Annotated in this window: 26 protein-coding genes; 8 read left to right on the top strand and 18 right to left on the bottom strand. The window is 74.4% G+C overall.

The window, feature by feature from the left end:
• Positions 1-39: 39 nt before the first annotated feature.
• Positions 40-780, top strand: coding sequence for a class I SAM-dependent methyltransferase (locus GA0070608_RS11645; protein WP_091626600.1), 741 nt, complete (start codon positions 40-42; stop codon positions 778-780).
• Between the two features lie 88 nt (positions 781-868).
• On the opposite strand, the gene GA0070608_RS11640 is transcribed toward GA0070608_RS11645, so the two are convergent.
• From GA0070608_RS11640 to GA0070608_RS11625, 4 genes are all read right to left on the bottom strand, one after another.
• Entirely contained in the window at positions 869-1627 is a 759-nt protein-coding gene (locus GA0070608_RS11640) for a type III pantothenate kinase (RefSeq protein ID WP_091626595.1), read from the bottom strand.
• A 32-nt stretch (positions 1628-1659) separates the two neighbouring features.
• Positions 1660-2556: a carboxylating nicotinate-nucleotide diphosphorylase gene (gene nadC, locus GA0070608_RS11635; RefSeq protein ID WP_091626591.1), complete on the bottom strand. Its 897-nt coding sequence runs from the start codon at positions 2554-2556 to the stop codon at positions 1660-1662.
• Positions 2553-4247, bottom strand: a complete 1695-nt coding sequence (locus GA0070608_RS11630; protein WP_091626587.1) for an L-aspartate oxidase — start codon at positions 4245-4247, stop codon at positions 2553-2555. Before GA0070608_RS11630 ends, nadC begins: the two co-directional genes overlap by 4 nt.
• Positions 4248-4391: 144 nt before the next feature.
• Positions 4392-5285, bottom strand: a complete 894-nt coding sequence (locus GA0070608_RS11625) for a septum formation family protein (protein ID WP_091626582.1) — start codon at positions 5283-5285, stop codon at positions 4392-4394.
• Positions 5286-5419: 134 nt separating this feature from the next.
• On the opposite strand from GA0070608_RS11625, the gene GA0070608_RS11620 reads away from it, so the two are divergent.
• Complete coding sequence (locus tag GA0070608_RS11620) at positions 5420-5803, top strand: VOC family protein (RefSeq protein ID WP_091626578.1); 384 nt, start codon at positions 5420-5422, stop codon at positions 5801-5803.
• A 39-nt stretch (positions 5804-5842) separates the two neighbouring features.
• On the opposite strand, the gene panD is transcribed toward GA0070608_RS11620, so the two are convergent.
• From panD to GA0070608_RS11605, 3 genes are read right to left on the bottom strand one after another with little or no spacing between them, the layout of a single operon-like run.
• Entirely contained in the window at positions 5843-6265 is a 423-nt protein-coding gene (gene panD, locus GA0070608_RS11615) for an aspartate 1-decarboxylase (RefSeq protein WP_091626573.1), read from the bottom strand.
• A gap of 39 nt (positions 6266-6304) precedes the next feature.
• Positions 6305-7153: a pantoate--beta-alanine ligase gene (gene panC / locus GA0070608_RS11610; protein WP_091634893.1), complete on the bottom strand. Its 849-nt coding sequence runs from the start codon at positions 7151-7153 to the stop codon at positions 6305-6307.
• 29 nt (positions 7154-7182) lie between these two features.
• Positions 7183-8136 (bottom strand): Rossmann-like and DUF2520 domain-containing protein, encoded by a 954-nt coding sequence (locus GA0070608_RS11605; RefSeq protein WP_091626568.1) that lies wholly within the window; start codon positions 8134-8136, stop codon positions 7183-7185.
• 228 nt (positions 8137-8364) lie between these two features.
• Between GA0070608_RS11605 and GA0070608_RS11600 the strand changes: the two genes are divergently transcribed.
• Both GA0070608_RS11600 and GA0070608_RS11595 read left to right on the top strand, forming a co-directional pair.
• Complete coding sequence (locus GA0070608_RS11600) at positions 8365-9555, top strand: SAM-dependent methyltransferase (RefSeq protein ID WP_091626563.1); 1191 nt, start codon at positions 8365-8367, stop codon at positions 9553-9555.
• On the top strand, positions 9543-10712 hold the full coding sequence (locus GA0070608_RS11595; RefSeq protein WP_176733697.1) for an NADH-quinone oxidoreductase subunit D: 1170 nt from the start codon (positions 9543-9545) through the stop codon (positions 10710-10712). The genes GA0070608_RS11600 and GA0070608_RS11595 overlap by 13 nt, the downstream gene beginning before the upstream one ends.
• Positions 10713-10749: 37 nt before the next feature.
• On the opposite strand, the gene GA0070608_RS11590 is transcribed toward GA0070608_RS11595, so the two are convergent.
• The 4 genes from GA0070608_RS11590 to GA0070608_RS11575 form a co-directional block, all read right to left on the bottom strand.
• Entirely contained in the window at positions 10750-12375 is a 1626-nt protein-coding gene (locus tag GA0070608_RS11590; RefSeq protein ID WP_176733696.1) for a hypothetical protein, read from the bottom strand.
• A gap of 123 nt (positions 12376-12498) precedes the next feature.
• A complete protein-coding gene (locus tag GA0070608_RS11585; RefSeq protein ID WP_091626557.1) occupies positions 12499-13503 on the bottom strand; it encodes a glycine betaine ABC transporter substrate-binding protein in 1005 nt (334 codons plus the stop codon).
• A 295-nt stretch (positions 13504-13798) separates the two neighbouring features.
• Positions 13799-14521, bottom strand: coding sequence for an ABC transporter permease (locus tag GA0070608_RS11580; protein WP_091626553.1), 723 nt, complete (start codon positions 14519-14521; stop codon positions 13799-13801).
• Complete coding sequence (locus GA0070608_RS11575) at positions 14518-15204, bottom strand: ABC transporter permease (protein ID WP_091626549.1); 687 nt, start codon at positions 15202-15204, stop codon at positions 14518-14520. The genes GA0070608_RS11580 and GA0070608_RS11575 overlap by 4 nt, the downstream gene beginning before the upstream one ends.
• A gap of 2 nt (positions 15205-15206) precedes the next feature.
• Here GA0070608_RS11575 and GA0070608_RS11570 point away from each other — a divergent pair, with 2 nt between their 5' ends.
• Positions 15207-16208 (top strand): ABC transporter ATP-binding protein, encoded by a 1002-nt coding sequence (locus GA0070608_RS11570; RefSeq protein ID WP_091626544.1) that lies wholly within the window; start codon positions 15207-15209, stop codon positions 16206-16208.
• Positions 16209-16220: 12 nt separating this feature from the next.
• Here GA0070608_RS11570 and GA0070608_RS11565 read toward each other — a convergent pair whose 3' ends face one another.
• From GA0070608_RS11565 to folP, 7 genes are all read right to left on the bottom strand, one after another.
• Positions 16221-16718: a hypothetical protein gene (locus GA0070608_RS11565; RefSeq protein ID WP_091626541.1), complete on the bottom strand. Its 498-nt coding sequence runs from the start codon at positions 16716-16718 to the stop codon at positions 16221-16223.
• 60 nt (positions 16719-16778) lie between these two features.
• Positions 16779-17093, bottom strand: coding sequence for a hypothetical protein (locus GA0070608_RS11560; protein ID WP_091626537.1), 315 nt, complete (start codon positions 17091-17093; stop codon positions 16779-16781).
• Between the two features lie 54 nt (positions 17094-17147).
• On the bottom strand, positions 17148-18362 hold the full coding sequence (locus GA0070608_RS11555; protein ID WP_091626533.1) for an ABC transporter permease: 1215 nt from the start codon (positions 18360-18362) through the stop codon (positions 17148-17150).
• Positions 18363-18483: 121 nt separating this feature from the next.
• Positions 18484-19026 carry a DUF3180 domain-containing protein gene (locus GA0070608_RS11550; protein WP_091634890.1) on the bottom strand — a complete coding sequence of 181 codons (543 nt, stop codon included), beginning with the start codon at positions 19024-19026 and terminating at the stop codon, positions 18484-18486.
• A gap of 19 nt (positions 19027-19045) precedes the next feature.
• Entirely contained in the window at positions 19046-19573 is a 528-nt protein-coding gene (gene folK / locus GA0070608_RS11545) for a 2-amino-4-hydroxy-6-hydroxymethyldihydropteridine diphosphokinase (protein WP_091626529.1), read from the bottom strand.
• Positions 19570-19935 (bottom strand): dihydroneopterin aldolase, encoded by a 366-nt coding sequence (folB, locus tag GA0070608_RS11540; protein ID WP_091626525.1) that lies wholly within the window; start codon positions 19933-19935, stop codon positions 19570-19572. Before folB ends, folK begins: the two co-directional genes overlap by 4 nt.
• Positions 19932-20852 (bottom strand): dihydropteroate synthase, encoded by a 921-nt coding sequence (gene folP / locus GA0070608_RS11535; RefSeq protein ID WP_091626521.1) that lies wholly within the window; start codon positions 20850-20852, stop codon positions 19932-19934. The genes folB and folP overlap by 4 nt, the downstream gene beginning before the upstream one ends.
• A gap of 342 nt (positions 20853-21194) precedes the next feature.
• Between folP and GA0070608_RS11530 the strand changes: the two genes are divergently transcribed.
• From GA0070608_RS11530 to GA0070608_RS11520, 3 genes are read left to right on the top strand one after another with little or no spacing between them, the layout of a single operon-like run.
• Positions 21195-21509, top strand: a complete 315-nt coding sequence (locus GA0070608_RS11530; protein ID WP_091626517.1) for a hypothetical protein — start codon at positions 21195-21197, stop codon at positions 21507-21509.
• A 13-nt stretch (positions 21510-21522) separates the two neighbouring features.
• Complete coding sequence (locus tag GA0070608_RS11525) at positions 21523-21885, top strand: hypothetical protein (RefSeq protein ID WP_091626513.1); 363 nt, start codon at positions 21523-21525, stop codon at positions 21883-21885.
• Between the two features lie 49 nt (positions 21886-21934).
• Positions 21935-25435 (top strand): ATP-binding protein, encoded by a 3501-nt coding sequence (locus tag GA0070608_RS11520; RefSeq protein WP_091626510.1) that lies wholly within the window; start codon positions 21935-21937, stop codon positions 25433-25435.
• The last annotated feature ends 1 nt before the right edge of the window (position 25436 follow it).

The raw sequence follows: 25436 nt of genomic DNA, 5'->3' as shown, positions 1-25436 counted from the left end.
CAAGGCTCCAGCGAGGCGTTACGGGATAACCTGCCCGCCATGACCGACCCCACTCACGCCCTCTCGTTCGGCGCCGCCGCGAGCGACTACGACCGCTTCCGGCCCCGCTATCCGGAGCAGGCCGTCCGCTGGGCGCTCGACGGGCTGGGCGTTCCCGCCCGTGTCGTCGACCTGGGCGCCGGCACCGGAATCCTGACCCGCGCGGTGCTCGCCCTCGGCCACGAGGTGCAGCCGGTGGAACCGGACCCGGGGATGCGGGCCCAACTGGAAGTGGCCACCCCGGGCAGCACGACCCTGGCCGGCAGCGCCGAGTCGGTGCCGTTGCCGGACGGCGCGGCCGACGCGGTGCTCGCGGGGCAGGCGTACCACTGGTTCGACAAGGACCGCGCGCACGCCGAGATCGCCCGGTTGCTGCGGCCCGGCGGGACGTTCGCCCCGATCTGGAACACCCGGGACGAGCGCGTCGACTGGGTCGCCGAGTTGAGCCGGATCGCCCACCTCGGCGACAACGCCGGCAGCGTGGTGGAGAAGTACGGCGACTTCGGCTCCGCCTTCGAGCCGACGGAGCTGGGGGAATTCGCCCACACCACGACACTCACCCCCGACGAGGTGGTCGCGATGCTGCACACCCGCTCCTACTGGCTGACCGCGTCCATCGACGAACAGGACAGGATCGACCGAGAGCTCGGCAAGCTCTTCACGAGCCACCCCGACCTGGCCGGTCGGGAGTCTGTCGAACTCCCCTACCGCACGTTCGTCTTTCGCGCCCGACGCCGCTGAGCCACCGGGGGTTTCCGGGCAGCCCGGCCGGCGGAGGGATCAAGCCTGACCGCCCGGAGCCGGTCGGGCTGCCCGGAAACTCCCACGCTCAGAGGTTGCGCTCGTAGACCATCCGCAGGCCGATCAGGGTGATCATCGGCTCGTGGTGGGTGATCGTGCGGCACTCGTTGAGCACGAGCGAGGCCAGCCCGCCGGTGGCGATCACCGCGCTCACCTCGCCGATCTCCTCGATCATCCGCTCCACGATCCGGTCCACCTGCCCGGCGAACCCGAAGTAGAGGCCGGACTGGAGGCACTCGACGGTGTTCTTGCCGATCACCGAACGCGGCTTGGTCGCCTCCACCTTGCGCAGCTGGGCGGCCCGGGCGGCGAGCGCGTCGAAGCTGATCTCGATGCCCGGCGCGAAGGCGCCGCCGAGGAACTCGCCCCGGCCGCTGATCACGTCGAAGTTGGTGGTGGTGCCGAAGTCCACCACGATCGACGGCCCGCCGTAGAGGGTGTACGCGGCCAGGGTGTTCACCACCCGGTCGGCGCCCACCTCCTTCGGGTTGTCGATGGCGAGCTGCACCCCGGTACGCACCCCGGGCTCGACGATCACGCTCGGCAGGTCCGCGTAGTAGCGGGACAGCATGTTGCGCAGCGAGCGCAGCGCGGCCGGCACGGTGGAGCAGGCCGCGACCCCGGTGATCTCGACCGCGTCCCCGGCGAGCAGGCCCCGGAACTTCAGGCCCAGCTCGTCGGCCGTCGACCGCGCATCGGTCTTGATCCGCCAGGAGTGCACCAGCTTGTCGCCGTCGAAGGTCGCCAGCACGGTGTTGGTGTTTCCGATGTCGATGCAGAGCAGCACGCTCGCAGCCTAGACAACGGCCAGCCGCCGGTTCACCCGGTGCGCAGGTCCAGGGCGATGTCGAGGATCGGCGCGGAGTGCGTCAGCGCCCCGACCGACAGGAAGTCGACGCCGGTCGCCGCGTACCGCGCCGCCACGTCGAGGGTCAGCCCGCCGGTCGCCTCCAGCTCCGCCCGGTCCCCCACCAGGGCGACCACCTCGGTGAGCATCTCCGGGGTCATGTTGTCCAGCAGCAGGAAGGCCGCCCCGGCCTCGACCGCTTCCACCGCCTCGGCGACCGTGTCCACCTCGACCTGCACCGGCACGTCCGGGAAGGTCTCCCGGACCCGGCGGAAGGCCGCCGTGATGCCGCCCGCCGCGAACTTGTGGTTGTCCTTGATCATCGCGACGTCGTGCAGGCCCATCCGCTTGTTCGTGCCGCCGCCGGCACGGACCGCGTACTTCTCCAGGGCGCGTAGGCCCGGGGTGGTCTTGCGGGTGTCCAGCACCATCGCCTTGGTGCCGGCCATCGCGTCCGCCCAGGCCCGGGTGTGGGTGGCCACCCCCGACATCCGGCAGAGCAGGTTGAGCGCCGTCCGCTCGGCGGTGAGCAGCAACCGGGTCGGGCCGGTCACCGTGGCCAGCACGTCGCCGCGCGCCACCCGCGCGCCGTCCTGGGCCACCACCGACACCTCGACCGTACGGCCGGCGCCGGTCGCCTCGCCGACCAGCTCGAACACGGCCGCCGCCACGGCCAGCCCGGCCACCACGCCGTCGGCGCGGGCCACCAGGTCGGCCGTGTCGGCCTGCCCGGCCGGGATGGTGGCGACGCTGGTGACGTCCAGGAAGTCCGGCCCCAGGTCCTCGGCGAGCGCATCGGAGATCACCCGCCGCACCCGCGCCGGATCCAGGCCGGCGTCCCGCAACGCCCGTTCCGTCGACTCCGTCATCGGGTCCCCTCCCACGCTTGCGTCAGTCGGCCCTGCGCCCCGACCGCGCCGACCAGGTGGCCGTGCCACCGCTCGTCGGCCGTCGGGAAGTCCTCCCGCCAGTGGCAGCCCCGGGTCTCCCGGCGGGCGTACGCGGCGGCGACCAGCGTCGACGCCACGGTGATCAGGTTCGTCGCCTCCCAGTCGGCCGTCCGGGGCCGGCCCCGGCCCTCGCCGAGCCCGGTCAGCACGCCGGCCGTCCCGGCGAGGGTGTCCGCCGAGCGGAGCACGCCCGCGCCCCGGGTCATCGCCCGTTGCAGCGTCGGCGTCGCCCCGGCCGGCAGCACCCAGCCCTCGCCGCCCAGCCAGGCGCCCGTCGGCGCCGGCTGGGCCTGTTCGGGCAGCCCGACCGCGATGTCCTCGGCGATCCGCCGGGAGAAGACGAGCCCCTCCAGCAGCGAGTTGCTGGCCAGCCGGTTCGCGCCGTGCACGCCGGTGCAGGCGACCTCGCCGCACGCGTACAGCCCTGGGATGGAGGTGCGACCGCGCAGGTCGGTGCGGACGCCGCCGGAGGCGTAGTGGGCGGCGGGGGCGACCGGGATCAGGTCGGTCGCCGGATCGACCCCGATGGCCAGGCAGGACGCGACGATGGTCGGGAAGCGCCGGGCCAGGAAGTCGCCGCCCAGGTGCCGGGCGTCGAGGAAGACGTGGTCCGCCCCGGTGGCCAGCAGGACCCGGTGGATGCCCTTGGCCACCACGTCGCGGGGTGCCAGCTCGGCCAACTCGTGCTGCCCGACCATGAACCGCTTGCCGTCGCCGTCGACCAGGTAGGCCCCCTCGCCGCGCAGCGCCTCGGAGACCAGCGGCTGCTGGGCGTGCCCCGCGCCGGGCATGCCGGCACCGCCCGGGGTGATCAGCGCGGTCGGGTGGAACTGGACGAACTCCACGTCCGTCACCGCCGCGCCGGCCCGTACTGCGAGGGCCACCCCGTCCCCGGTCGACACGGCCGGATTGGTGGTGGCCGCGTAGATCTGGCCCATCCCACCGGTGGCCAGGACGACCGCCCGGGCCAAGATGGCGCCCACGCCGTCCTCGCTGCCCTCGCCGAGCACGTGCAGGGTGATGCCGCAGGCCGGGCCGAGCCCGTCCGGGCCGTCCCCGGGGGCGCGCAGCAGGTCCAGCACCAGGGCGTGTTCGACCAGCCGGATCCAGGGGTCCCGGCGGACGGCGGCGTGCAGGGCACGCTGCACCTCAGCTCCGGTCGCGTCGCCGCCGGCGTGCACGATCCGGTCGGCCCGGTGCCCGCCCTCCCGGGTGAGCATCAGCGAGCCGTCCGGGTTGCGGTCGAACTCCGCCCCGATCCGCATCAGCTCGCGCAGCCGGATCGGGCCCTCCTCGACCAGCACCCGCACCGCCGCCGGATCGCAGAGCCCGACGCCGGCGATCTCGGTGTCCGAGGCGTGCGCGGCCGGGGTGTCGTGCGGGTCGAGCACGGCGGCGATGCCGCCCTGCGCCCAGCGGGTCGACCCCTCGTCAATGTTGACCTTGGTGACCACGGTGACGTGCAGCCCCGCCTCGCGCAGGTGCAGCGCGGCGGTCAGACCCGCCACCCCGGAACCGACCACGATCACGTCGGTGGTCTCCACCCAGCCGGGCGCGGGGGCGGCCAGCAGGCGGGGCAGGGCCGGCAGCTCGACCGTCGGAAGGTCCATGCCCACAGTCAACCCGAAGCGCCCTCGCGGAGGGCGGCGGGGGCGGGACGAGTGGTTAGGACCATCGCGTCCGGACGTGACCCACGGCGGGCCGGCCCGCGAGGGCCGGCTGCCCGACCGGCGCGCGGCCTGGCCCGGCGGGCGCTACCTCGTCCGGACCGGGAGGGCCGCCGGGCCGGCGCCCCGCAGCGAGCCGGTCATCGTACGGTCGTCGAGCCGAAGGTAGCAGCGGACGCCACGGTCGCCGACGCGCCACCGTCCCGCCCCCGGCGGGCGGACCACCACGCCGCTACGGAAGCGCAGCTCTGCGTCGTCGGGCACCCCCACGTAGCGGCCGAGCACCGAGCGGCAGCCGGCGTACAGCGGGGCCCAGTCGGCGGGCCGGGTCGGGTACGGGCGGTCGGGCGCCCGCCACACCCCGACGAACTCGGCGTCGTGCCTGGTGGCGCAGTCGACCGGGAGCAGCGTCCGCACCGACCCGCCGCCGGAGCGGGCCTGCTGGCAGCCCAGACGCAGCGGGGACGGCCCCCGCAGCGCGTCGCGGAGGCTGCCGGTGCGGACCACCACCGTGGCGGCGGCCTCGACGGTGCTCACCTCGGTCAGGTCGCACCGGTACCAGCGGGCGCCGGCCGTCCAGCCCGGCACCGACGGCACCGCCACCGCCAGCCGGAGCCGTCCCGCCCGCCAGTCGGCGCCCACGTAACCGGTGGCCCGGGTGTCGCAGTCCGCGAAGGCGCCGCGCAACTCGGCCGAACCGCCCGGCGGCGGGGCGGGCCGCTCGGCCGGGAAGGTGCCCACGTGCACCGTCTCGACCCGGTGCGGCATGGCGCAGTCCACCGGCGCGTACGCCGCCAGGGTCACCACGTCGGCGAAGTCGGCGGCCTGGCATACCCCGGCGGCCGGGGTGAAGGGCCCGGGGGTGGGCAGGGCCGCCCAGTCGTCGACCAGGTCACCGTCCAGCCCGCCGCCATCGGCACACCCGGCCAGGAGCAAGGCCGTGGCGACGGCCGCGAGCAGGGCACTCATCGCACGGCGCATCGCGGCCTCCCCCAGCCACCCGCGTCTCCCGACGGGCACCCAGACTACCCAGAGATGCCCTACCGGTGACAGACCGCACGTACGCCGGCTTACCGGGATCGCCGGCGTATCCAGCTCATGCCTATGGTGTTGGCATGGCTTGCCGGATAACCGAATTTGTGCTGGACGCGCATGACCCCGACCTGCTCGCCCGGTTCTGGTGCGAGGTCCTCGGCTACGTCGAGCTGGACCGCACGGACGACGGCGACATCGAGATCGGTCCGGCCCGTGTCGGATTCGGCGGTCCGCAGCCCACCATCGTGCTCAACCGAACCGACGAGCCCAGGACAGCCAACCTACGCCTGCACATCGACGTCAATCCGACCGACCGCGACCAGGACGCCGAGCTGGAGCGGCTGTTCGCGGCCGGTGCCCGCCGAGCGGAGATCGGTCAGACGGGAGACGAGAGTTGGCACGTACTCGCCGACCCTGAGGGCAACGAGTTCTGCCTGCTGCGGGCGCGCGTGGCACCGGTATAGCGCGGATCGCGCACGGAAGCCGGACGCCGACGGGAGGAATCAGACGGCGGCGTGGGGGTTGGGGGTGGGGGCTCCGGCGGTGCCCGGGGCGGCGGTGGTGGGGTCGGTGTTCAGCTCGACGATCCGGTTGTCGGCGTCGACGTGCACGACGCGCGGCCGGTACGCCCGGGCCTCGGCGTCGTCCAGCTGCCCGTACGAGATGAGGATGACCAGGTCCCCCGGGTGCACCAGGTGGGCGGCGGCGCCGTTGATGCCGATCACGCCACTTCCCCGCTGGCCCGGGATCACGTACGTCTCCAGCCGCGCCCCGTTGGTGATGTCCACGATTGCCACCTGCTCCCCCGGGATCAGGTCGGCGGCGTCGAGCAGGTCCTCGTCCACGGTCACCGAGCCGACGTAGTGCAGGTCGGCCTGGGTCACCGTCGCCCGGTGGATCTTCGACTTGAGCATGGTGCGCAGCATCTCGGGGTGCCTTTCGCGGGAAAGTGGCGGGGCGGGGGTTCAGGAACGGGGGGCGAGCCGGATCGCCGCGTTGTCGATCAGCCGGGTGGCGCCCACCCACGCGGCGACGAGCAGCCGCGCCGGCCCGGAGACCGGCCCCGGTTCCAGGTCCGGGTCGGTGAGCACCAGGTAGTCGAGCCGCGCGCCTGGCGTACCGGCGCCGAAGGCCGCGTGCGCGGCGGCCAGCACCGCCCCCGCGTCACCGCCCTTGTCGGCGGCACCGGCCCCGGCCCGCAGCGCCGCCGACAGGCTCAGCGCGGCGTCCCGCTCGGCCGGGGAGAGGTAGCGGTTGCGGCTGGACAGGGCCAGCCCGTCCGGCTCCCGCACGGTGGGCACGCCGACCACCTCGACCGGCACGTCGAGGTCCCGGGCCATCCGCCGCACCAGGGTCAGCTGCTGGTAGTCCTTCTCGCCGAAGAACGCCAGGTCCGGGCGGGTGAGCTGGAGCAGCTTGAGCACCACCGTGAGCACCCCGTGGAAGAACCCGGGGCGGCTCTGCCCCTCCAGGTCCTCGCCGAACGGGCCCGGGTTGACCCGCACCCGGGGTTCGCCGTCCGGGTACATGTCCGCCACGGCGGGAGCGAAGACCACGTCCGCGCCGGCCCGCCGGCAGATCTCCAGGTCGGTGTCGAGGGTGCGCGGATAGCGGTCGAAGTCCTCGTTCGGGCCGAACTGCAACGGGTTGACGAAGATCGTGACGATGACGTGGTCGGCCCGCTCCCGGGCCGCCCGCAGCAGCGTCTCGTGCCCCGAGTGCAGCGCGCCCATGGTCATCACGACGCCGACGGTGCCCTTGAGCCCGTCCCGCGCCGCGGCCAGCTCGGCGCGGCCGTGCACCAGTTCCGTCACGTGGTCCCCTCCGTTCACCGTCGGCCCGCTCACGCCGCCACCTGCCGCCGGTCGCCGGCCAGTACGCCGAGCAGCGACTCCGCGTCGACCGGCCGCAACCGGCCGGCGGCGATGGCCCGGTCGGCCGTACGCCGGGCCAGGGCCAGGTAGGGCGCGACCGACTCGGGGGCGGTGGCGGCGAGCCGGGCCAGGTGCCGTTCGACCGTGCCCGCGTCGCCCCGGGACACCGGCCCGGTCAGCGCGTCGTCGCCGAGGCGCAGCGCGTTCTCCAGGGCGGCTCGCAGCAGCGGGGCGAGCACCTTCTCCGGCTGGGCCACCCCGGCGTCGCGTAGCCGGTCGGCCGCCTCGTTGACCAGGGTCACCAGGTGGTTGGCGCCGTGCGCCAGCGCCGCGTGGTAGAGCGGCCGGTCCGCCTCGCCGACCCACTCCGGCACCCCGCCGAGGTCGGCGACCAGCCGGGCGGCCAGGGGGCGCAGCTCGGCCGGGGCGGTCACCCCGTACGAGATGCCGGCCAGCCGGGCGAGGTCGTCCGGCTGGCCGGTGAAGGTCATCGCAGGGTGCAGGGCGAGCGGGCGGGCGCCCGCCGCCGCGGCGGGAGCGAGCACGGCCAGCCCGAGCGCGCCGGAGGTGTGCGCGACCACCTGGCCGGGACGCAGCGCGCCGCCGTCGGCCAGGGCGGCGACCACCCCGGCGAGCGCGTCGTCGGGCACGGCGACCAGCAGCAGGTCGGTGGCCGCCCGCGCCACGGCGGCGGCGGGGCGGCGGGGCACGCCCGGAAGCAGCAGCGCCGTCCGGGCCCGGGAGACGCCGGAGTTGCCGGTGGCGGCGACGACCCGGTGACCGGCGGCGGCGAGCGCGGCGCCCAGCACGGCACCGACCCGACCGGAGCCGACGACGCCGACGGTGAGAAAACGGGGGGTGGCGGCCGGCAGCGCGGCGGCCCCGTGGGGGGCGGCCGGACGCGGGCGCAGAGGTGCGCTCATGGCGACGATCCAGTCCTCGAGAAGGGGTACCGGTCGATCGCAAGTATGCGCCGGGGGCACGGAACCGGGACAAGGATGTGTGAAAACGTTCACCGATGGCAGCCGGCGTGCGCGGGGCGTGCCGGCCAGCGGCAGCGGTACGACCGCCAGGGCGGGGATGACCGCCACCGCACACCCGCTGACCGTAGGGTCGGCACGGTGACGCACGCCGAACGGGGAACGAAATCGATGCCGGTCCGCTGGCGGGACGCGATGGAACGGGCGCTCTACGGGCCGGACGGGTTCTTCGTCTCCGGCTCCGGCCCGGCCGCCCACTTCCGCACCAGCGTGCACGCGTCGCCGGCCTTCGCCGCCGCGCTGCTGCGACTCGTCGAGCAGGTCGACGCCGCCCTCGGCCACCCGGACCGGCTCGACGTGGTCGACGTGGGCGCCGGTCGCGGTGAGCTGTTGCGCGCGCTCTCCGCCACGCTGGAGGCTGCCACCCACTCCGCACCTGTGGGCCCCCGGCCCGGGTCCGCGCGCCCGTCGCCCGCCACCGTGGTCCTGCTGGCCCATCGGGTACGCCTCACCGCCGTCGAGAGGGCACCCCGACCAGACGGCCTGTCCGCCACGATCGGTTGGGTGGACGACATCCCCGACGGGATCACCGGCGTGCTCCTGGCCACCGAGTGGCTGGACAACGTGCCGCTCGACGTGGCGGTGCACGCCGACGGGTGGCGCTACCTGCTGGTCGACCCGACCACCGGCGAGGAGATTGTGGGCGATCGGGTGGACCCCGCCGATGCCGACTGGCTCGACCGCTGGTGGCCGGCGCCGACCGCCGGAGCCTCGTTCGAGGACGCGACCACGACCGACGGCGTCGGGGCGACCGCCCGGGCGGCCCGGCCGGCGCAGGGATCAAGCCTGACCGCCCGGAGCCGGTCGGACCGCCCGGAAACCCTCACAGCCGCGAGGGCCGAGATCGGCCGGACCAGGGACGAGGCCTGGGCCGCCGCCGTGCGCCACGTCGACCGGGGGCTGGCGTTGGCCGTGGACTACGGACACCTGCGGGACGGCCGGCCCGTGGACGGGACGTTGACCGGGTACCGGGGCGGGCGGCAGGTGCCGCCGGTGCCGGACGGAAGCCGGGACGTCACCGCGCACGTCGCCGTGGACTCGGTCGCCTCCGCCGGTGCCAGGGTCGCCCGGTGCGCGTACGACCTGGTGTCGCAGCGGGAGGCGCTGCGGGCGCTCGGGGCCGACGGCGGGCGACCGCCGCTGAGCCTGGCCGCCGGCGACCCGGCCGGATACGTGCGGGCGCTCGCCGCCGCGTCGGCGGTGGCCGAGCTCACCGACCCGGCCGGGTTGGGCGGGCACTGGTGGCTGCGGCAACCGGTCGGCGTCGACCCCGGGCCGTTCATGGCACGATGGCGGACATGACCACGGATGCCGGCGACCTCCGCGAGCTGACCGTCGGCACCGGGGCCGGCGGGGAGCAGCTCGGCACCGACATGGTGCTCAACATCGGGCCACAGCACCCCTCCACGCACGGTGTGCTCCGGCTCAGGCTGGTGCTCGACGGCGAGCGGGTGGTGGCCTGCGAGCCGATCGTCGGCTACATGCACCGGGGCGCGGAGAAGCTCTTCGAGGTACGCGACTACCGGCAGATCATCGTGCTGGCCAACCGGCACGACTGGCTCTCGGCCTTCTCCAACGAGCTGGGCGTGGTGCTCGCCGTGGAACGGCTGATGGGCATGGAGGTGCCGGAACGGGCGACCTGGCTGCGGATGGCGCTGGCCGAGCTGAACCGGGTGCTCAACCACCTGATGTTCCTCGGCTCCTATCCGCTGGAGATCGGCGCGATCACGCCGATGTTCTACGCGTTCCGCGAGCGGGAGACCATCCAGACGGTGATGGAGGAGGTCTCCGGCGGCCGGATCCACTACATGTTCAACCGGGTGGGCGGGCTCAAGGAGGAGGTGCCCTCCGGCTGGACCGGTCGGGCCCGGGCCGCCATCACCGAGGTCCGCCGGCGGATGCCCGACCTGGACAATCTCATCCGGCGTAACGACATCTTCCTGGCCCGTACGGTCGGCGTCGGGGTGCTCTCCGCGGCGGACGCCGCCGCGTTCGGCGCGTCCGGGCCGGTCGCCCGGGCCTCCGGCCTCGACCTGGACCTGCGCCGCGACGAGCCCTACCTGGCCTACGACCAGCTGGACGTGCCGGTGGTGACCAAGACCGCCGGGGACTGCCACGCCCGCTTCGAGGTGCTGCTCGACCAGGTGTACGCCTCACTCGACCTCGCCGAGCAGTGCCTGGACCGGGTGGACCGGCTCACCGGGCCAATCAACACCCGGCTGCCGAAGGTGCTGAAGGCTCCCGAGGGGCACACCTACGCGTGGACCGAGAACCCGCTCGGCATCAACGGCTACTACCTGGTCTCCCGGGGCGAGAAGACGCCGTGGCGGCTGAAGCTGCGCACCGCGTCGTACGCGAACGTGCAGGCGCTGGCCACCCTGCTCCCCGGCTGCCTGGTGCCGGACCTGATCGCCATTCTCGGCTCGATGTTCTTCGTGGTCGGCGACATCGACAAGTGACCCGCCGCGGCTCCCGCCCGCGGAAGCCGGTGCGAAGTCAGCGCCAGCGGTCGGCGGAGCGGGCGCCACCCGCGCGTGGCACGTCGTCCTGCGGCGGGTGGCCGTGACGATCCGACTGGCGCCGGCCGTACCGTTCCGGTTCGGGCTCCGCGCGCCGGGCGTGCCGCTCCTCAGGCTGGTGGGCGTCGTGCCGCTCCTCGGGCTGGTGCCCCCGCTGGCGGGGCGGACGCCACTCGTCGGGCACCGGCACCCCGCCGGCCGGCAGGGCCGGGGCACCGTCCGGCTCCGACCAGCCACCGCGCCACCCGTCGTCCGCCCGGCCCGGGCTCCGGCGCGGCTCGTCCCGCCGGACCGCCGCCCAGCGGTCCGCGACCCGGTACTCGGTGCCCGTGGCGTCCGCGTGCATCTCGGCACGCCGTTCCCCGGCCCGCAGCTCCCGGCCCCGGTCGTCGTCCCGCACCGTGGCCCACCGGTCCCCGGCGCGCAGCTGCGACCAGTACTCGCCGCTCTCCGCCCCCGCCTCGTCGGGCTGGTCCGACCGGCCGCGCCCGGTCTGCTCGACCGGCGCCGCCCAGCCCGGCCCGCCCGCGCCGCCCGGACCCCGGTCGTCCCACTGCTCTCCGCGCTCGTCGCGCTGCCCCGGCCACTCCCGCCCGCCGGACTGCGCGGACCACTCCCGGTCACCTGGCTGCTCGGTCCGGGGCCGGTGGTCCGGCTCGCCCGGCCACGGCTGCTCCTCCGGCCCCGACGACCAGCGTCCCGGGTACCCGCCGTCGTACCGCGTGCCCCGGTCGGCAGGAACGGATCCGGCACCGTCCACGATGGTGTGCCGGGTGGTGACGTGCACGGTCTCGGTGTGCCGCACCACTCCGAGCGGACGGGCCGCGGGCTGGCTACCGGGCTCCGCCGGCCGGGCCGCCCCGTACCCCCCGGCCGTTCCACCGGCGGCCGGCCGTTCCGCGCCGTATCCGCCGGGCTGCCCGGCCGGCGAATACCCGCCGGCCGGCCCGTCCGTGGGGTGACCGCCGGCCGTTCCCACGGTGGGCCCGTCCGTGGCGTACTCGGCCGGGCCGGGTGCGGGCCGCTCGGCACGTGGAGCCGGCTGTGCGGGCCGCTCGGCACGCGGAGCCGGCTGCCGCCGGTGGGCCGGCTCAGCCTCGTCCCGGTCGGCGCGGCCCCGGCGGGGCACCGCGTCGTCCTGGCCCGGCACCCGCCCCCGGCCGGCGACCGCGTCGTCGACGGATGCCCGGGCGCGGCCGGCACCGGCCTGGGCGTCCGCCCCGGCCAGCGCGGCACTGGTGGCATCCAGCCGCCGGCGCAGCGCGACGGCCTCCTCCTGGGCCCGCTGGGCGTGGTCGAGTGCCTGGTTGCCGCGCTGGGCGGCGGCCACGATCTCCCCCCGCAACTCGCGACGGAGCTGCTCGATCTCGTCCAGCAGTTCCTCGTCGCGGGCCGGGCCCGCACCGTCGGCCCGCAACGCGATCGACAGGCCGATCAGGACCACGGCCATGATGGCGAGCACGGCGGCGAACCGCAGCGGACCGTTGCCGTCGGCGACGAGCAGGATCAGCGCCGCCACCGGCGCCAGGGCGACACCGATCCAGAAGAGCACGGTGAGCAGCTGCGGACTGCGCTTGTCGGCGGGGGCGACCGGGGCTGGCATGGGTCCGCAGCCTACCGAGAGTTGCCCCGCCTGGGAACGGGTGAACCGGGGCATCCGGCATCTACGCCGCCGATCGCCCCGTCGGCCGCCGGCGGCACCAGGCCACCGGCAGCCGGCCGGGGGTCAGGCGGTGGCGAGTTCGCCGTCCGAGGAGAACACCAGGCCCACACTGGCGGCCCCGGTCTTCAGCGCGTTCTTGGTCTGCGGGCCGCCCTGGTCCAGCGAGCTGAACGAGCCGGCCTTGAAGTCGTAGACCTGCACGAGCCCCGCCTGGCACTTCGGCCGCTGCGGGCACTCCGGCGGCCCGGCCAGCACAGTGGCCTGACCCGAGCACTTGGCGGCCAGCTCGGAGAGCGTGCTGACGCTGTACTTGTCGGCGAAGGCCTTGGTCACGGCGAAGGCGTTCTGGTTCTGCGCCGCGGCCGGCGCGCCGAAGACGAGGCCCGCCTTGTCGCCGGACGCCTTGAGCGCCGCGACGGTCTTGTCCAGCTCCGGCGCGGACACCGGCTGGGCGTCCTTGCCGTTGGCCTTGGTGTTGAGGAACTCGGCCAGGGTCGCCGCGTACTCCGGGACGACCTGGATCTCGCCCTTCTCCAGGGCCGGCTCGTAGAGCTCGCGGTTGCCGATCTGCTGCACCTTGACCTCATAGCCGGCGGCGGTCAGGGCGATCTTGTAGAGCTCGGCCAGGATCTCGTTCTCCGTGAAGTTGGCCGCGCCGATCACGATCTGCCCACCGGGCCCCTTGGCGATGCCCGCGGTGATGCCGTTGGCCGCCGCGAACTCCTCGGCCGCCTTCTGCGCCGTCTTGCGTTCGACGCCGACGGCCTTGTTGAGCTGGATCAGCTTCGGCGTGTCCAGCGCGGCCGAGACCTTGTCCAGCGCCGCGATCAGCTGCGGCTTGGCGGCGTCGGCGTTGACCGCCGGGATGACGTTGTCGCTGTTCTGGAGCTTCTTGTCGTCGTCGAGGACGACGAGCTGGTCACCGGCGACCGGCGCGCAGCCGGCCCCGGAGGCCGCCTGTTCGGGGGCGTCCGTGCCGGAGGAGCCGGCGTCGCCGCAGCCGGTCAGCAGCCCCGCCGCGGCGAGGGCTCCCACCGCACCGACGGCCAGGCGTGTACGTGCGCGCATCAGTGCCCGCCTTCCGTGTCCCGGCGCGGCCCTGTCGGGCCGGCCGCGTGTCCGACGGGCGATCTCCGTCCGGCCGCCCGCTTGTGTCCGGCGGGCAATCCCTCTCGGATCACCCGCGATCTCCACCCCAACATCTTCCACGCGGGTCCGACAACTCGGGGAAACGTTTGTCACCGGATCGTCACCGGACGTCAGTCACCCTCGCCGGTGCGCGCAACTCCCGGCGTGACGTACGCCTCCGGCAGGACCGACGCAGGTCCTCAGCGGGACGGCCTCAGCCTCAGTGGGACCGGTTTCAGCCGCCGGCCACCGCCTGCGCCGCCCGACGGCCCGCCCGACGACGCTCCGCCCGCAGCGGACGCGGCGTGAGCAGCCGCTCGACCAGGGCCAGCACCAGTTCCAGCAGGACGGCGAGCCCGGCCACCAGCACACCGCCAGCGATGATCTGGCCGCCGCCAGCCGCGATGTCCAGCCCGAAGCCCGCCCGGATGATCTGGCCCAGGCCGCCGCCGTTGACGAAGGACGCCAGCGCGGCGGTCGCCACCACCTGCACCGCCGCCGTGCGGAACCCGGCCGCCAGATAGGGCACCGCCAGTGGCAGCTCGACCCGGCGCAGCAACTGCCATCCGGAGAAGCCCATCCCGCGTGCCGCGTCCCGGGCCTCCGGATCGGCCTGCCGCACCCCCGTGTACGCGTTGGCCAGCAGCGGCGGCACCGCGAAGACGGCCAGCGCGACCACCACCGACGGCTGGCCGAAACCGAGGAAGGTCAGCGGCAGGATGGTGAGCAGGGCGAGCGTGGGGACGGCGAGCGTGACGTTGGACACCAGCACCACCAGGCCGCCGCCCCGACCGGTGTGCCCGAGCCAGAGCCCGATCGGCCAGGCGATCAGACAGCCGAGCGCCACCGCCGCCGCCGACATCGACAGGTGCTCGCCCAGCCGGTCCAGGATGCCGCCCGGGTTCGTCCAGTTCAGCGGGTCGTTGAACCAGACCAGCGCCGCCTCGACGGGATTCATGGGGTCCTTCTCCTCAGCCACGGGGTCAGCAGCCGGCCCGCACCGGCCAGGGCCAGGTCGAGCACCAGGGCGAGCAGGACACAGAGCAGCGTCCCCGTCATGATCTGCGCCTTGTAGAAGTTGTTCTGGAAGCCGGCGAAGATCAGCTGTCCGAGGCCGCCGCGCCCGATCACCACGCCCACGGTCACCAGCGCCACCGTGGAGACGGTGGCCAGCCGCAGCCCGGTGAGGATGCCCGGCAGGGCCAGCGGCAGCTCGACCCGGAACAACCGGCCCCAGCGGCCGTACCCCATCCCCTCGGCCGCCTCGCGCACCTCGGGGGGCACCTGGTTGAGGCCGGCGACGGCGTTGCGGACGATCACCAGCAGCGCGTAGAGAACCACCACACTGAGCGCGGTGGCCACGCCGATGCCCAGGTAGGGGGCGATGAACGCGAAGAGCGCCAGCGACGGCACCGTGTAGAGCACCCCGGTGAGGGCCAGGACCGGCCCGGCGAGCGAGCGGTACCAGTACGCGACCACCGCCAGCGGCAGTGCGATCAGGGCGGCGATCAGCACCGCGCGGACGGTCAGCGAGGCGTGGTCGCGCACGGCCGCGAGGATCGTGTCAGAGTTGTCCCGCACGTACTGCCAGGAGAACCACGGGTTACCCGGGTCGGCCCGGTAGCTCAGGCGGAAGGACATGTGTGGACGTTACCCCGGACGGCACGGGCGCCGCCGAGCCGCGCGCGGCCTCGATCGCGCTGGACGGCATCCGCAAACGCTACCCGGACGGCACCGAGGCCGTACGCGAACTGAGCCTGGACATCTCCGCCGGCGAGCTGGTGGTGCTGATCGGGCCGTCGGGCTGCGGCAAGTCCACGGTGCTGCGGATGGTCAACCGGCTCATCGAGCCGACCGGCGGCCGGATCCTGCTCGGCGGCGAGGACGTCACCCGGGTCGACCCGGTCCGGCTGCGCCGCCGGATCGGCTACGTGATCCAGAACGTCGGGCTCTTTCCGCACCAGACGGTCAGCGCCAACGTCGCCACCGTGCCCCGGCTGCTCGGCTGGCCCCGCCAGCGCAGCAAGGGCCGGGTCGACGAGCTGCTGGAACTGGTCGGGCTCGACCCGGCCACGTTCGGCCGCCGCTACCCGCACGAGCTCTCGGGCGGGCAGCGACAACGGGTCGGGGTGGCCCGGGCCCTCGCCGCCGACCCGGTGGTGCTGCTGATGGACGAGCCGTTCTCGGCCGTCGACCCCATCGTGCGGACCCGGTTGCAGGAGGAGTTCCTCCGGTTGCAGGCCGAGGTACGCAAGACCATCGTGCTGGTCACCCACGACCTGGACGAGGCGGTCCGGCTGGGCGACCGGATCGCGGTGCTCTCCGAGGGCGGGCGCCTCGAGCAGTACGACACGCCCGCCGCCGTGCTGGGCGCGCCCGCCACGCCCTTCGTCCGGGAGTTCGTGGGCGCCGACCGGGGCATCCGCCGGCTGGCGGTCACCCCGGTCACGGGCGAGGCCGTCGAGCCGCTGCCGGAGACCGGGGTCGCCGGGCTGCCGACGATGCCGCTGGGCGGCTCGGCGTACGACGCGCTGGGGGTGTTGCTGACCTCAGCCGCGGACCGGCTGGTGGTGACCGACGGGGAGCGACCGGTCGGCGTGCTCAGCCGGGCACGGCTGCTCGAACTCGGCACGCCCGTACGCTGAGGCACGACCGGGTCAGGCGCGACCGCCGAGGCTGGCCGCTCCGATGATCCAGCCGGCGAGGAAGCCGTAGGTCGCGCCGGTGCCGCCCGCCTGGATCGCCGTGAGCAGCGACGGCTCCGGGCCGAGGAAGGCGGCGAGCAGCGAGGCGAAGCCGCTGGCCAGGACGTACGCCGCCCAGCCGGAGAAGAACTGTGTCCCGGAGCCCTGCACCCGGGCCACCTGCGAGGTGGGCAGCAGGTAGAGGAAGAGCGCCGCGAGGATGACCAGCAGGACGGCCCGCAGGTTCGCCACGAGCAGGCCACCGGTCGCCCCGTCACCGCCGAAGTGCCACGCCGGCCAGGAGAGCAGTTGCAGGTACCAGCCGCCGGCCGAGTTCGGGTCGGTGCCCGCGGCCCAGCCCACGTACGCCGGGCTGCCGCAGACCGCGACCACGAGGAGCGCGGCGAGCGCGCCCGTGCCCGCCGCCGACCCGTAGCGACCGCCGGTGCGTGGCGGGTTGGTGAGCGCCATGATCGGATCAGTTCCCGGCGGACCCCGGGAGGCAAACCTGCCCGGGGCCGTCGGTCGCCGTCACCGTCGCGGGTGCTTCATCAGGTAGTCGATGAACGCGGCCCGCAGCAGCGGCGCGGACTCCTCGTAGCCGTGCCCGGTCAGCTCCCGCCACAGTGCCGCGGCCTCGTCGATCGTCGGCCCGACCGAGTTGGGCGCGCCGTCGAGGGCGGCGGCCTCGTCCGCGTTCGGCAGGTGCCGCAGCACGGACCAGAAGAAGCGCACGTCGCGGCGCTCCCGGGCGACCGCGAACGCCCGCTCCCGCAGTTCCTCAGTGGACAGCGCGTCGAGTTCCTCGAACGACGGGCCGGCGGCGGTCGATGGTGTGTCGGTCATGCCGCCGAGCCTAACCGGCGAGATCACTTCCGGCCCGGTGGACGCGGCACCGGCTCACCGCTCGCCGGCGTCCCACCGCCGGGGACCGGTCTCCCACTGGGGGTCGTTCCAGGGGTCCACGGGGCTCTCCGGGGATCGCGTCGGCACGGCGGGCGGCCAGTCGCCGACCGGGTCCGCCGGGGGTGCCGTCCAGCCCGTGCCGATCCGGCTGTCCCCTGCGGGGACGGGTTCCGCCGCCGCGCCGGTCGCCGGTCGTCCGTACGCCTCGACCAGCCGGGTGGCGAGCAGCCCGACGCCGAGCGCCGCCGAACCGACCGCCCACCGGCTCACCGTCCAGCCCCGGGCCTGTGCGTACGCGACGAAGACCGTGACCAGGCAGACCGCCAGCAGGGTGCCGAAGACGCCGCCCCGCCGGCCGTAGGCGCTGGTGCCGGCCAGCAGCGCCAGGCCGACCGCGAGCACCGTCCAGTCCAGCCCGGGGGCGGGCACGACCGGGGCGGTGTCCCGGCTGGCGGTGAGCATGCCGGCCAGCGCGGCCAGCACGGTGGAGCCGACGAGCGCGCCGGAGGTGACCACCGCGGCCACCGCGCCGCGGCGGCGGGCCGGATCCACGACCGGGCGGAACCGGCCGACCAGCCGGCGGACGGCCCGCACCGCGCCGAACAACCCACCGAGCACAGCGACGGCCGCGAACCCGACGAAGAGGTACAGGGCGTCGCCACCCGGATCGAATTCGCCCTGTGGCAGGACCGGCGCGGAGCGCTGTTCGACGTACCCGATCACCCCGGCCGCACCGGCCAGGGACGCCGCCCAGCCGGGGACGTGCAGCACCACCACGACCAGCGCCAGGGCGAGCCCGCCCAGCGCGGCGACCGCCAGGGCCGGCCCGGCGGCGGCTGCGGCGCCCCGGTCGCCCTGCTCGGCCACGTGCAGCGCGGCGGCGACCGCCACCGGGCCGACGGCCAGGTTCACCGCGGCGGTACGCAGGCTCAGCCCGACGGCCAGCGCCAGCAGCCCGAGCACGACCGCGTCGAGGAGCAGGGAACGCAACGCGTCACCGCGCAGCGCGGCCGGGTCCTCCTGCCAGAGCAGGTACGCCAGGACGCCCAGCCCGATCAGGAGCAGCAACTCCCAGACGACGTGGACGGCGAACCGGTCCCGGCCGGGTTCGCCGTGCGCGGGGTCGTCGAAGACGTTCTCCAGGACGGCGGCGGGGATCCCGGACGAGGGCTCGGAGGACGGCTCACGCCCCGGTTCGTCGTACCGCATGACGCCGCCTCCCACGTGGCCGCCGTCCAGCCAGGTCCGACGCGCGGGCGGACCGGGGCGGCGTTGCTCTCCGGTCGCAGGCACCGTACCCGCGCGGGAGGCCGGGCGTAACCCCCCGGAATCAGCGTGGGCCGGGCCGGCCCTCCCGGCCGCCGGGCTCGCGGTCCTCGTCGTCCTCCTGCTCGGGAACCCGGCAGGAGCGCTCCAGCCAGAGCGCCGCCGCCACCAGCGCCAGCCCGGTGAGCAGGCCGGCGACGGCGATCGGCCGGTCGCCCATCGCGGCGTCGGTGCGCTCCACGAAGAGCCAGCCGGTCAGCCCGGCGTAGAACCCGGCGAAGATCGCGCCGGCCAGCGCCGACGCCTTGGCCAGCACCACGAAACGGGCCACCAGCAGCGGGTTGACCGGGTCGCGGCCCGGCCGGCGCTCGATCCGCCCCCGGGTGTTGACCGCGGCGTACGCCTCCAGCACGGTCAGGGCGGCGAGGGTCACCACCGGCAGCCAGGGCAGTTCGGGCAGGTAGTCGTAGTAGAGGCTGCTGATCAGCAGCCAGGCCACCGCGGCGGCGCCGAGACCGGCCACCACCAGGGTCGAGATCCGGGTGGGACCCATCCGGGACCGGTCGGGGCCCGTCCCGCCGGGTCGTGGCGACTGCGCCTGCGTCATGCCGGCCGGCTCCACTGGGTCATGCCGTCGACTCTATCGCCAGATCCGGCCGGGGGCGCAGATCCAGCGCGTCGTCGGCCGCCGGAGGGGTGTTGAGCAGGTCGGTCAGCCAGCCGTGCCCGGGCAGCCGCCCGTAGGGTTGGATGTCGATCCACGGTCGCAGCACGAAGGCCCGCAGGTGGGCCCGGGGGTGCGGCAGGGTCAGCTCGGGGTCGTCGCTGAGCACCGGCTCGTCGCCGTCGGCCCACACGGCGACGACGTCCACGTCGAGGGTGCGCGGCCCGAAGCGTCGCTGCGGGTCACGGCTGCGCCCGGCAGCGCGCTCCGCCACCCGGGCCCGCTCCAGCCAGTCGTACGGGGTCGCGGCGGGATCCTCGGCGAGCAGCACGGCGTTCAGGTACGCGGGCTGGTCCGCGTCGCCCCACGGTGGAGTCTCGTAGACACCGGAGACCAGGAGCACGCTGTCGCCGAACGCCGAGACGGCCGAGCGCAGGTGGGCCAGCCGGTCGCCGAGGTTACTGCCCAGGGAGAGCACGGCGCGGGTCACCGGTCCCGCCGCCGCGTCATCGTGACGGCCACGTCGGTGAAGGCGTGCGGAACGGGTGCCTCCGGCTTGTGCACGGTGACCGTGGCGGCCTCGACCCGCGGGTCGGCCAGGCAGACGGCCAGCAGCCGGTCGGCGAGCGTCTCGATCAGGTTGACCGGCTCACCGGTGACCACCTCGACCAGCCGCCCGGCCAGTTCGCCGTAGTGGACGGTGTCGCTGACCTCGTCGGAGCGGGCCGCCGGGGCGAGGTCCATCTCCAGGACGGCGTCGACCACGAAAACCTGCCCCTGGGCGCGCTCGAAGTCGTACACCCCGTGCCGGCCGTGCGCCCGCAGGCCGGTCAGCTGAATCCGGTCGGTCATCGGTCTCCTCCGTGCTCGGCGGTGCGGGCCGCCCGGCCGGCGCCCGCGTGGGCCGGGCGGCCCCCGACGGTGAACCCGGGTGCCAGGTGGGGCGTGCCCGTGGCCTGCCAGACGGCGAGGGCGTCCACGGTCGACCGGACGTCGTGCACGCGTACCCCCCAGGCACCGGCCGCCACCGCGAGCAGGCTGGTGGCGACGGTGGCCACGTCGCGGCCGTCCGTGGGGCGGGGGCTGCCGTCGGGGCCGGCCAGCAGCCGCCCCAGGTACGACTTGCGGCTGGACGCGAAGAGCAGCGGGAAGCCGAGGTCCAGCAGCTCGGGCAGGCGGCTGCTCAGTTGCCAGTTGTGCGCGGCCGTCTTGGCGAAGCCCAGCCCCGGGTCGATGACGATGCGGTCGGCGGCGACGCCGGCCCGCAGCGCCTCGTCGATCCGGCGGCCCAGTTCGGCACGCACGTCGGCGACCACGTCGGTGTAGCGGGCCAGCTCCCCCATCTCACGGGAGTGGCCCCGCCAGTGCATGAGCACCCACGGGCAGCCGGCGTCGCGGACCACCCGGGCCATGTCGGGGTCGGCGAGGCCGCCGGAGACGTCGTTGACGACGGTCGCCCCGGCGGCGAGGGCCGCCTCGGCGACCCGCGCGCGGGTGGTGTCGATGCTGATCGGCACCCCGGCAGCGGTCAACTCCCGGATCACGGGGACCACCCGGGCCGCCTCGGTCTCCGGTTCGACGCGGTAGGAGCCGGGCCGGGTGGACTCGCCGCCGACGTCCACCAGATGGGCGCCGTCGGCCCGCAGCCGCACGCCGTGTCCGACGGCGGCATCGAGGTCCGCGTACCGTCCGCCGTCGGAGAAGGAGTCGGGCGTGACGTTGAGGACGCCCATCACCACCGGGGCCGAGGCCCGTACCAGATCGGTCACGGCTAGACGGTACCGGTCGACCGGAGCGCCGCGAGCGGGCCGGGTAGCTGGCGATGACATGCACTTTCGAACGGGTGTACGATCGGTCGCCCGGGTCGAATCGGGCAGACTCTTCGCGGCTTGTCGCAAACAGTGGGTGCCCGTACGCTTTGGAACTGCCCGGCATCGAGATGGCGAAGCCTGGAGGGAGGGCCGAAGCGGGAAAATCCGCCCAAAGCTCACCACCCTCCGTGGTGGGTAACGAACGCAGGGTCGCCGACACTGCGCGCAGCGAGCACCGTTCCCGCCAGGCATGCCTACGCACCACCGCGGCGCCGCCGGCCGCGACTTGGGGAGGTTCCAGTGATCGCCATCGAGCTGATGGAGACGGCCACTTCCGCCGTCACCCACACGCTCTCCGCCCTGGCGTCGACTCCACTCGCCGAGCCCGCACCCAAGGGCATCGACACCAACGGTGTCGTCACATTCTTCGCCAGCAAGATCGCCCCGATCCTGCTGGCCGTGCTGGGCGTCATCTTCATCGGACGGGCCAGCCGGGGTGAGATCTCCAAGGTCCTCACCAGCTCGGCGATCGCGATCGTCGGGCTCGCCTTCATCGCCGGAGCCGCCACACTGTTCTTCATCGGCGACTACCTGATCGACCTGATCTTCGAATAGGCGCGGGCACCAGATGCGGCTGCGCACCGACGACGACATCTACCGGGCCCGCCTGGTCTACCTCGGGCCGCCCGGCTACACCCTTCCCGTCCACCTGCCGTACGCCCAGTACGGGCTGTTCATGCTGCTCGTCCCCCTCTACATCTTCATCCACTGGCTGTTCACGTTGCAGGTCGAACTCTTCCCCGCCTGGGAGATCGCGCTCGCCATCGTGAGCACCTCGTTCATCTTCCGGTACGTCGACCCCGACCGGCCCGCGCGCATGGTGATCCGCACCGCGCTGACCGACTGGCGGCGGACCCGGGAGCCGGCCGCGGAACAGCGGGACCCCCGCCTGGTCGGCAGTCGGATCAGGATCCGGGAGGAACTGGCATGACCGGTCGTACGCCGATCAGGCAGTCGAACGACACGGGTGAGGCGGTCGCATGAATCGCAGTTCCACGCCGGGTTCCCCGGCCGGACGTCCAGGCGTCCCGCCCGGTAACCGTGCGCGCTCGTTCGACTACCCGAACGATCCCGAGACGGACGAGGTCGCCCTCGACCCGGCCCTGGTGACGACGCCCGGGCACGGCGGCGTGGGCGTCTTCCAGGCACCCCGTCCGGCACCACGCCGGATGCCGCCGGCCGAGCCGCAGCCCGCCGGCACCGGCGACAACGCCGACATCGACTCGCCCTTCCTCGACCTGTTCGGCGGAACGCGCCCCGGCGCGACCCGACCGACGGCGCCCCCACAGCGGGCCACCGGGCGGGAGCACCCCGCCATCGCGCAACAACCGGCCGCCGCACCGTCCCCAGCGGCGCTCCCGCGGGCTCCCGCCCCCCTGCCGCCGCCCGCACGGGCGGGCCACCGGACCGACGCGGCCCACCAGTCCGACGCTGGCCACCGGACCGACGTTGGCCACCGGACCGACGTTGGCCACCGGGCGGACGTTGGCCACCGGGCGGACGTTGGCCACCGGGCGGACGTTGGCCACCGGACGGACCACCCGACCGACACGATCGGCCTGCTACACCCGGCGGAGACGTCCGACCAGCTCCCGGCAGCCGCGTACGAGCCGCCCGCCCGCCCGGCCCGGTCCCGGGTGCCGCACCAGCCCGGGGACCGGCTGCCCACGCTCCGCCCGCCGGCCGAGGAGCCGCCGGCCGCGCCGCCCGTCGCGGCGGCACCGCCACCGGCCCACCCGGCGCCGTTCCATCCGGCACCGCTCGACCCACCTCCATCGGGTCCGGAGCCCGAGCCGGCGCCCGGCCGCACCAGGGAGCGCCCGCCGCAGCGGGCCGGCCGGGAGGTGGCGCCACCGCGGCAACGCTCCGCCGACCGGCGCAGCCAGCCCACCAAGCCGGTCCGGGTCAAGCCGCCGAAGATCAAATTCGGCGACCGGGACCCGGCGGTCGAGCTGGCCATCACCGAGATCGCCGGCCACCTCACCTTCACCCCGAACACCGTCACCGCCTGGTACTGGCTGCCCGAGGTGCGCTGGGCGTTCCGGCCCGACGCGGAACGGGAGGCGCTGCTCTCGGCAATCTCCGAGCAGTACGCCGGGCTGGCCGGCTTCCGGCTGCACCTACGGCGCACCACCCGGCCCTTCCCGGCCGACGAGTGGGCCCGCACCATCGACGCGCACACCGCCGCCCCGCTGCCCGACGTCCCCGGCACCGCCGGCTGGGGCGACCACCTGGTGGCCGCGCAGCGGCACCTGCTCTCGGTCAACCACGCCGAGGGGCAGACCTACCTCGGCGTCACCTTCGCCCGGCGGTCCCTCGGCGACTCGCTCACCGAGCGGGTGCTGCGCACCTTCGGCCGGGGCGTGGCCGAAGGTGAGCGCCGCAAGCTCGGCCGCACCGTCGAGCAGTTCGACGAGGTGCTGGGCGCGTTCGGCATGCGCGGCCGGCGGGTCACCGCACAGGAGTTGGAGTGGCTGCTCTACCGCTCGGTGGCGCTCTGCATGGCGCCGCCCGGCGAGCTCTCCCCGCTCACCGACGGGCAGTGGGAACGCGGCGACCTGCTCGCCCTCACCGAGCAGGTCGAGCGCTACCGCAGCCCGTACGGCTCCACCGTCAAGCTGGTCAACCGGATGACCGGCGAGGAGCGGCACGTCGCCGTGCTGGCGGTCGGCCGGATGGAGCCACTGGAGATCCCCGAGCGGCACGAGCCCTGGCTGCACTTCCACGAGCGGCTGCCCTGGCCCATGGAGCTCTCCACCCGGGTCGACATCCTCGGTTCCGGCGACTCCTTCCGCAACCTCGAACACCGGCTGCGGATGATCCGCTCCCAACAGCTCGACTACGCGGAACACGGCATCGACGCCCCGCCCGAGCTGGAGCGGCTGGCCAAGCGGGCCCTGGTGATCGGCGACGAGATGACCACCGGGCTGCCGGTCGACTCCGCCCGCGCGCACGGCTGGCACCGGCTCGCCGTCGGCGGTCGCAACCGCGAGGAGTGCCTGGAGCGGGCCCGCCGGCTGATCCAGCTCTACGCCCGCGAGCTGCGGATCTCGCTGCAACACCCGAAAAACCAGGACTGGCTGGCCCGCGAGTTCATCCCCGGCGAGCCGATCGCCAACACCGGCTACGTCCGGCGGATGCCGGTCAACCTGCTCGCCGCCGCGCTCCCGCAGGCCGCCTCCACCGTCGGCGACCGGCGCGGCGACCTCATCGGGCGCACCGCCGGCACCTGCCGCCGGCCTGTCTTCCTCGACCTGCACTTCCCGATGGAAGTACGCGAACGCTCCGGGCTCGCCGTCTTCGTCGCCGAACCGGGCGGCGGCAAGTCCACCCTGCTCGGTGCGCTCGGCTACCTCGCGGCTCGACGCGGGGTCCAGGTGACACTGCTCGACCCGTCCGGCCCGCTCGCCCGGCTCTGCGCCATGCCGGAACTGCGGCCATACTCGCGGGTGCTGAACCTGACCGGCTCCGAGCCCGGCACCCTGGCCCCGTACTCGCTCATTCCGACGCCGCTGCGAAGCGAGTTCGGCACCGGGGCGGCGGGGGACCGGGAGTTCGAGATCGCGATCTCCAACGCCCGCGCCGAGCGGCGGATGCTGGTGCAGGACATCTGCATGATGCTGGTGCCCCCACAGGTCGCCCGCGAGGCGTCCACCGCCACCCTCTTCCGGCACGCCGTACGCCAGGTGCCGGCGGAGGAGAACTCCACCCTGGACGATGTGGTCGCCTGCCTCAGCCAGCTCGACGACGACGCCGGCAAGGAACTCGCCAACCTGCTGCTGGACACCGCCGAGATGCCGCTGGCCATGCTCTTCTTCGGCCGGCCGCCGGAGGGGCTGCTCGGCGCGGACGCCGCACTCACCGTGATCACCATGGCCGGGCTGCGACTGCCCGACCTCAAGATCGAACGCGAGTACTGGTCCGCCGAAGAGGCGCTGGCCCTGCCGATGCTGCACACCGCGCACCGGCTCGCCGTACGCCGCTGCTACGGCGGCTCGATGTCATCGCGGAAGCTGGTCGGCCTGGACGAGGCGCACTTCATGGAGGGGTGGCGTTCGGGTCGGTCGTTCCTGGTCCGGCTCGCGCGTGACTCCCGCAAGTGGAACCTCGCCGCGCTGGTGGCCTCGCAGAACCCCCGCGACATCCTCGGCCTCGACGTACAGAACCTGGTCTCGACCGTCTTCGTCGGCCGGATCGCCGAGGACGCGGAGATCGCCTCCGAAGCGTTGCGCCTGCTGCGGGTGCCGGTCAACGACGGCTACGAGGCCACCCTGGCCTCCCTCTCCACCGCAGACGCCACCAGCGCGGTCCGGCTCGGCTTCCGGGAGTTCGTCATGCGGGACGTCGACGGCCGGGTGCAGAAGGTCCGGGTCGACGTCTCGTACGTCGACGGGCTGCTGGACCACCTCGACACCACCCCCGCCGCGATCGCCGCGGCGGCCGGGGTACTGCCGGCCATCCTGCCGAACATGGAGGCGTGAC

This window comes from Micromonospora peucetia (assembly GCF_900091625.1).
GTDB lineage: Bacteria > Actinomycetota > Actinomycetes > Mycobacteriales > Micromonosporaceae > Micromonospora > Micromonospora peucetia.
Note: the sequence above shows the minus strand (reverse complement) of the source record. Positions and strands in the feature narration are given on the sequence as shown.

What these genes read in the sequence shown, in the direction of transcription:
- GA0070608_RS11620 (WP_091626578.1), top strand. Translation starts at nt 5,420, where the DNA reads ATGGCTTGCCGGATAACCGAATTTGTGCTGGACGCGCATGACCCCGAC.
- GA0070608_RS11555 (WP_091626533.1), bottom strand. Translation starts at nt 18,362, where the DNA reads ATGCGGTACGACGAACCGGGGCGTGAGCCGTCCTCCGAGCCCTCGTCC.
- GA0070608_RS11605 (WP_091626568.1), bottom strand. Translation starts at nt 8,136, where the DNA reads ATGAGCGCACCTCTGCGCCCGCGTCCGGCCGCCCCCCACGGGGCCGCC.
- GA0070608_RS11580 (WP_091626553.1), bottom strand. Translation starts at nt 14,521, where the DNA reads ATGAATCCCGTCGAGGCGGCGCTGGTCTGGTTCAACGACCCGCTGAAC.
- GA0070608_RS11525 (WP_091626513.1), top strand. Translation starts at nt 21,523, where the DNA reads ATGCGGCTGCGCACCGACGACGACATCTACCGGGCCCGCCTGGTCTAC.
- GA0070608_RS11600 (WP_091626563.1), top strand. Translation starts at nt 8,365, where the DNA reads ATGCCGGTCCGCTGGCGGGACGCGATGGAACGGGCGCTCTACGGGCCG.
- GA0070608_RS11520 (WP_091626510.1), top strand. Translation starts at nt 21,935, where the DNA reads ATGAATCGCAGTTCCACGCCGGGTTCCCCGGCCGGACGTCCAGGCGTC.
- GA0070608_RS11630 (WP_091626587.1), bottom strand. Translation starts at nt 4,247, where the DNA reads ATGGACCTTCCGACGGTCGAGCTGCCGGCCCTGCCCCGCCTGCTGGCC.
- GA0070608_RS11575 (WP_091626549.1), bottom strand. Translation starts at nt 15,204, where the DNA reads ATGTCCTTCCGCCTGAGCTACCGGGCCGACCCGGGTAACCCGTGGTTC.
- GA0070608_RS11590 (WP_176733696.1), bottom strand. Translation starts at nt 12,375, where the DNA reads ATGCCAGCCCCGGTCGCCCCCGCCGACAAGCGCAGTCCGCAGCTGCTC.
- GA0070608_RS11560 (WP_091626537.1), bottom strand. Translation starts at nt 17,093, where the DNA reads ATGACCGACACACCATCGACCGCCGCCGGCCCGTCGTTCGAGGAACTC.
- GA0070608_RS11550 (WP_091634890.1), bottom strand. Translation starts at nt 19,026, where the DNA reads ATGACGCAGGCGCAGTCGCCACGACCCGGCGGGACGGGCCCCGACCGG.
- GA0070608_RS11625 (WP_091626582.1), bottom strand. Translation starts at nt 5,285, where the DNA reads ATGCGCCGTGCGATGAGTGCCCTGCTCGCGGCCGTCGCCACGGCCTTG.
- GA0070608_RS11585 (WP_091626557.1), bottom strand. Translation starts at nt 13,503, where the DNA reads ATGCGCGCACGTACACGCCTGGCCGTCGGTGCGGTGGGAGCCCTCGCC.
- panD (WP_091626573.1), bottom strand. Translation starts at nt 6,265, where the DNA reads ATGCTGCGCACCATGCTCAAGTCGAAGATCCACCGGGCGACGGTGACC.
- GA0070608_RS11645 (WP_091626600.1), top strand. Translation starts at nt 40, where the DNA reads ATGACCGACCCCACTCACGCCCTCTCGTTCGGCGCCGCCGCGAGCGAC.
- folB (WP_091626525.1), bottom strand. Translation starts at nt 19,935, where the DNA reads ATGACCGACCGGATTCAGCTGACCGGCCTGCGGGCGCACGGCCGGCAC.
- GA0070608_RS11595 (WP_176733697.1), top strand. Translation starts at nt 9,543, where the DNA reads ATGGCGGACATGACCACGGATGCCGGCGACCTCCGCGAGCTGACCGTC.
- nadC (WP_091626591.1), bottom strand. Translation starts at nt 2,556, where the DNA reads ATGACGGAGTCGACGGAACGGGCGTTGCGGGACGCCGGCCTGGATCCG.
- GA0070608_RS11565 (WP_091626541.1), bottom strand. Translation starts at nt 16,718, where the DNA reads ATGGCGCTCACCAACCCGCCACGCACCGGCGGTCGCTACGGGTCGGCG.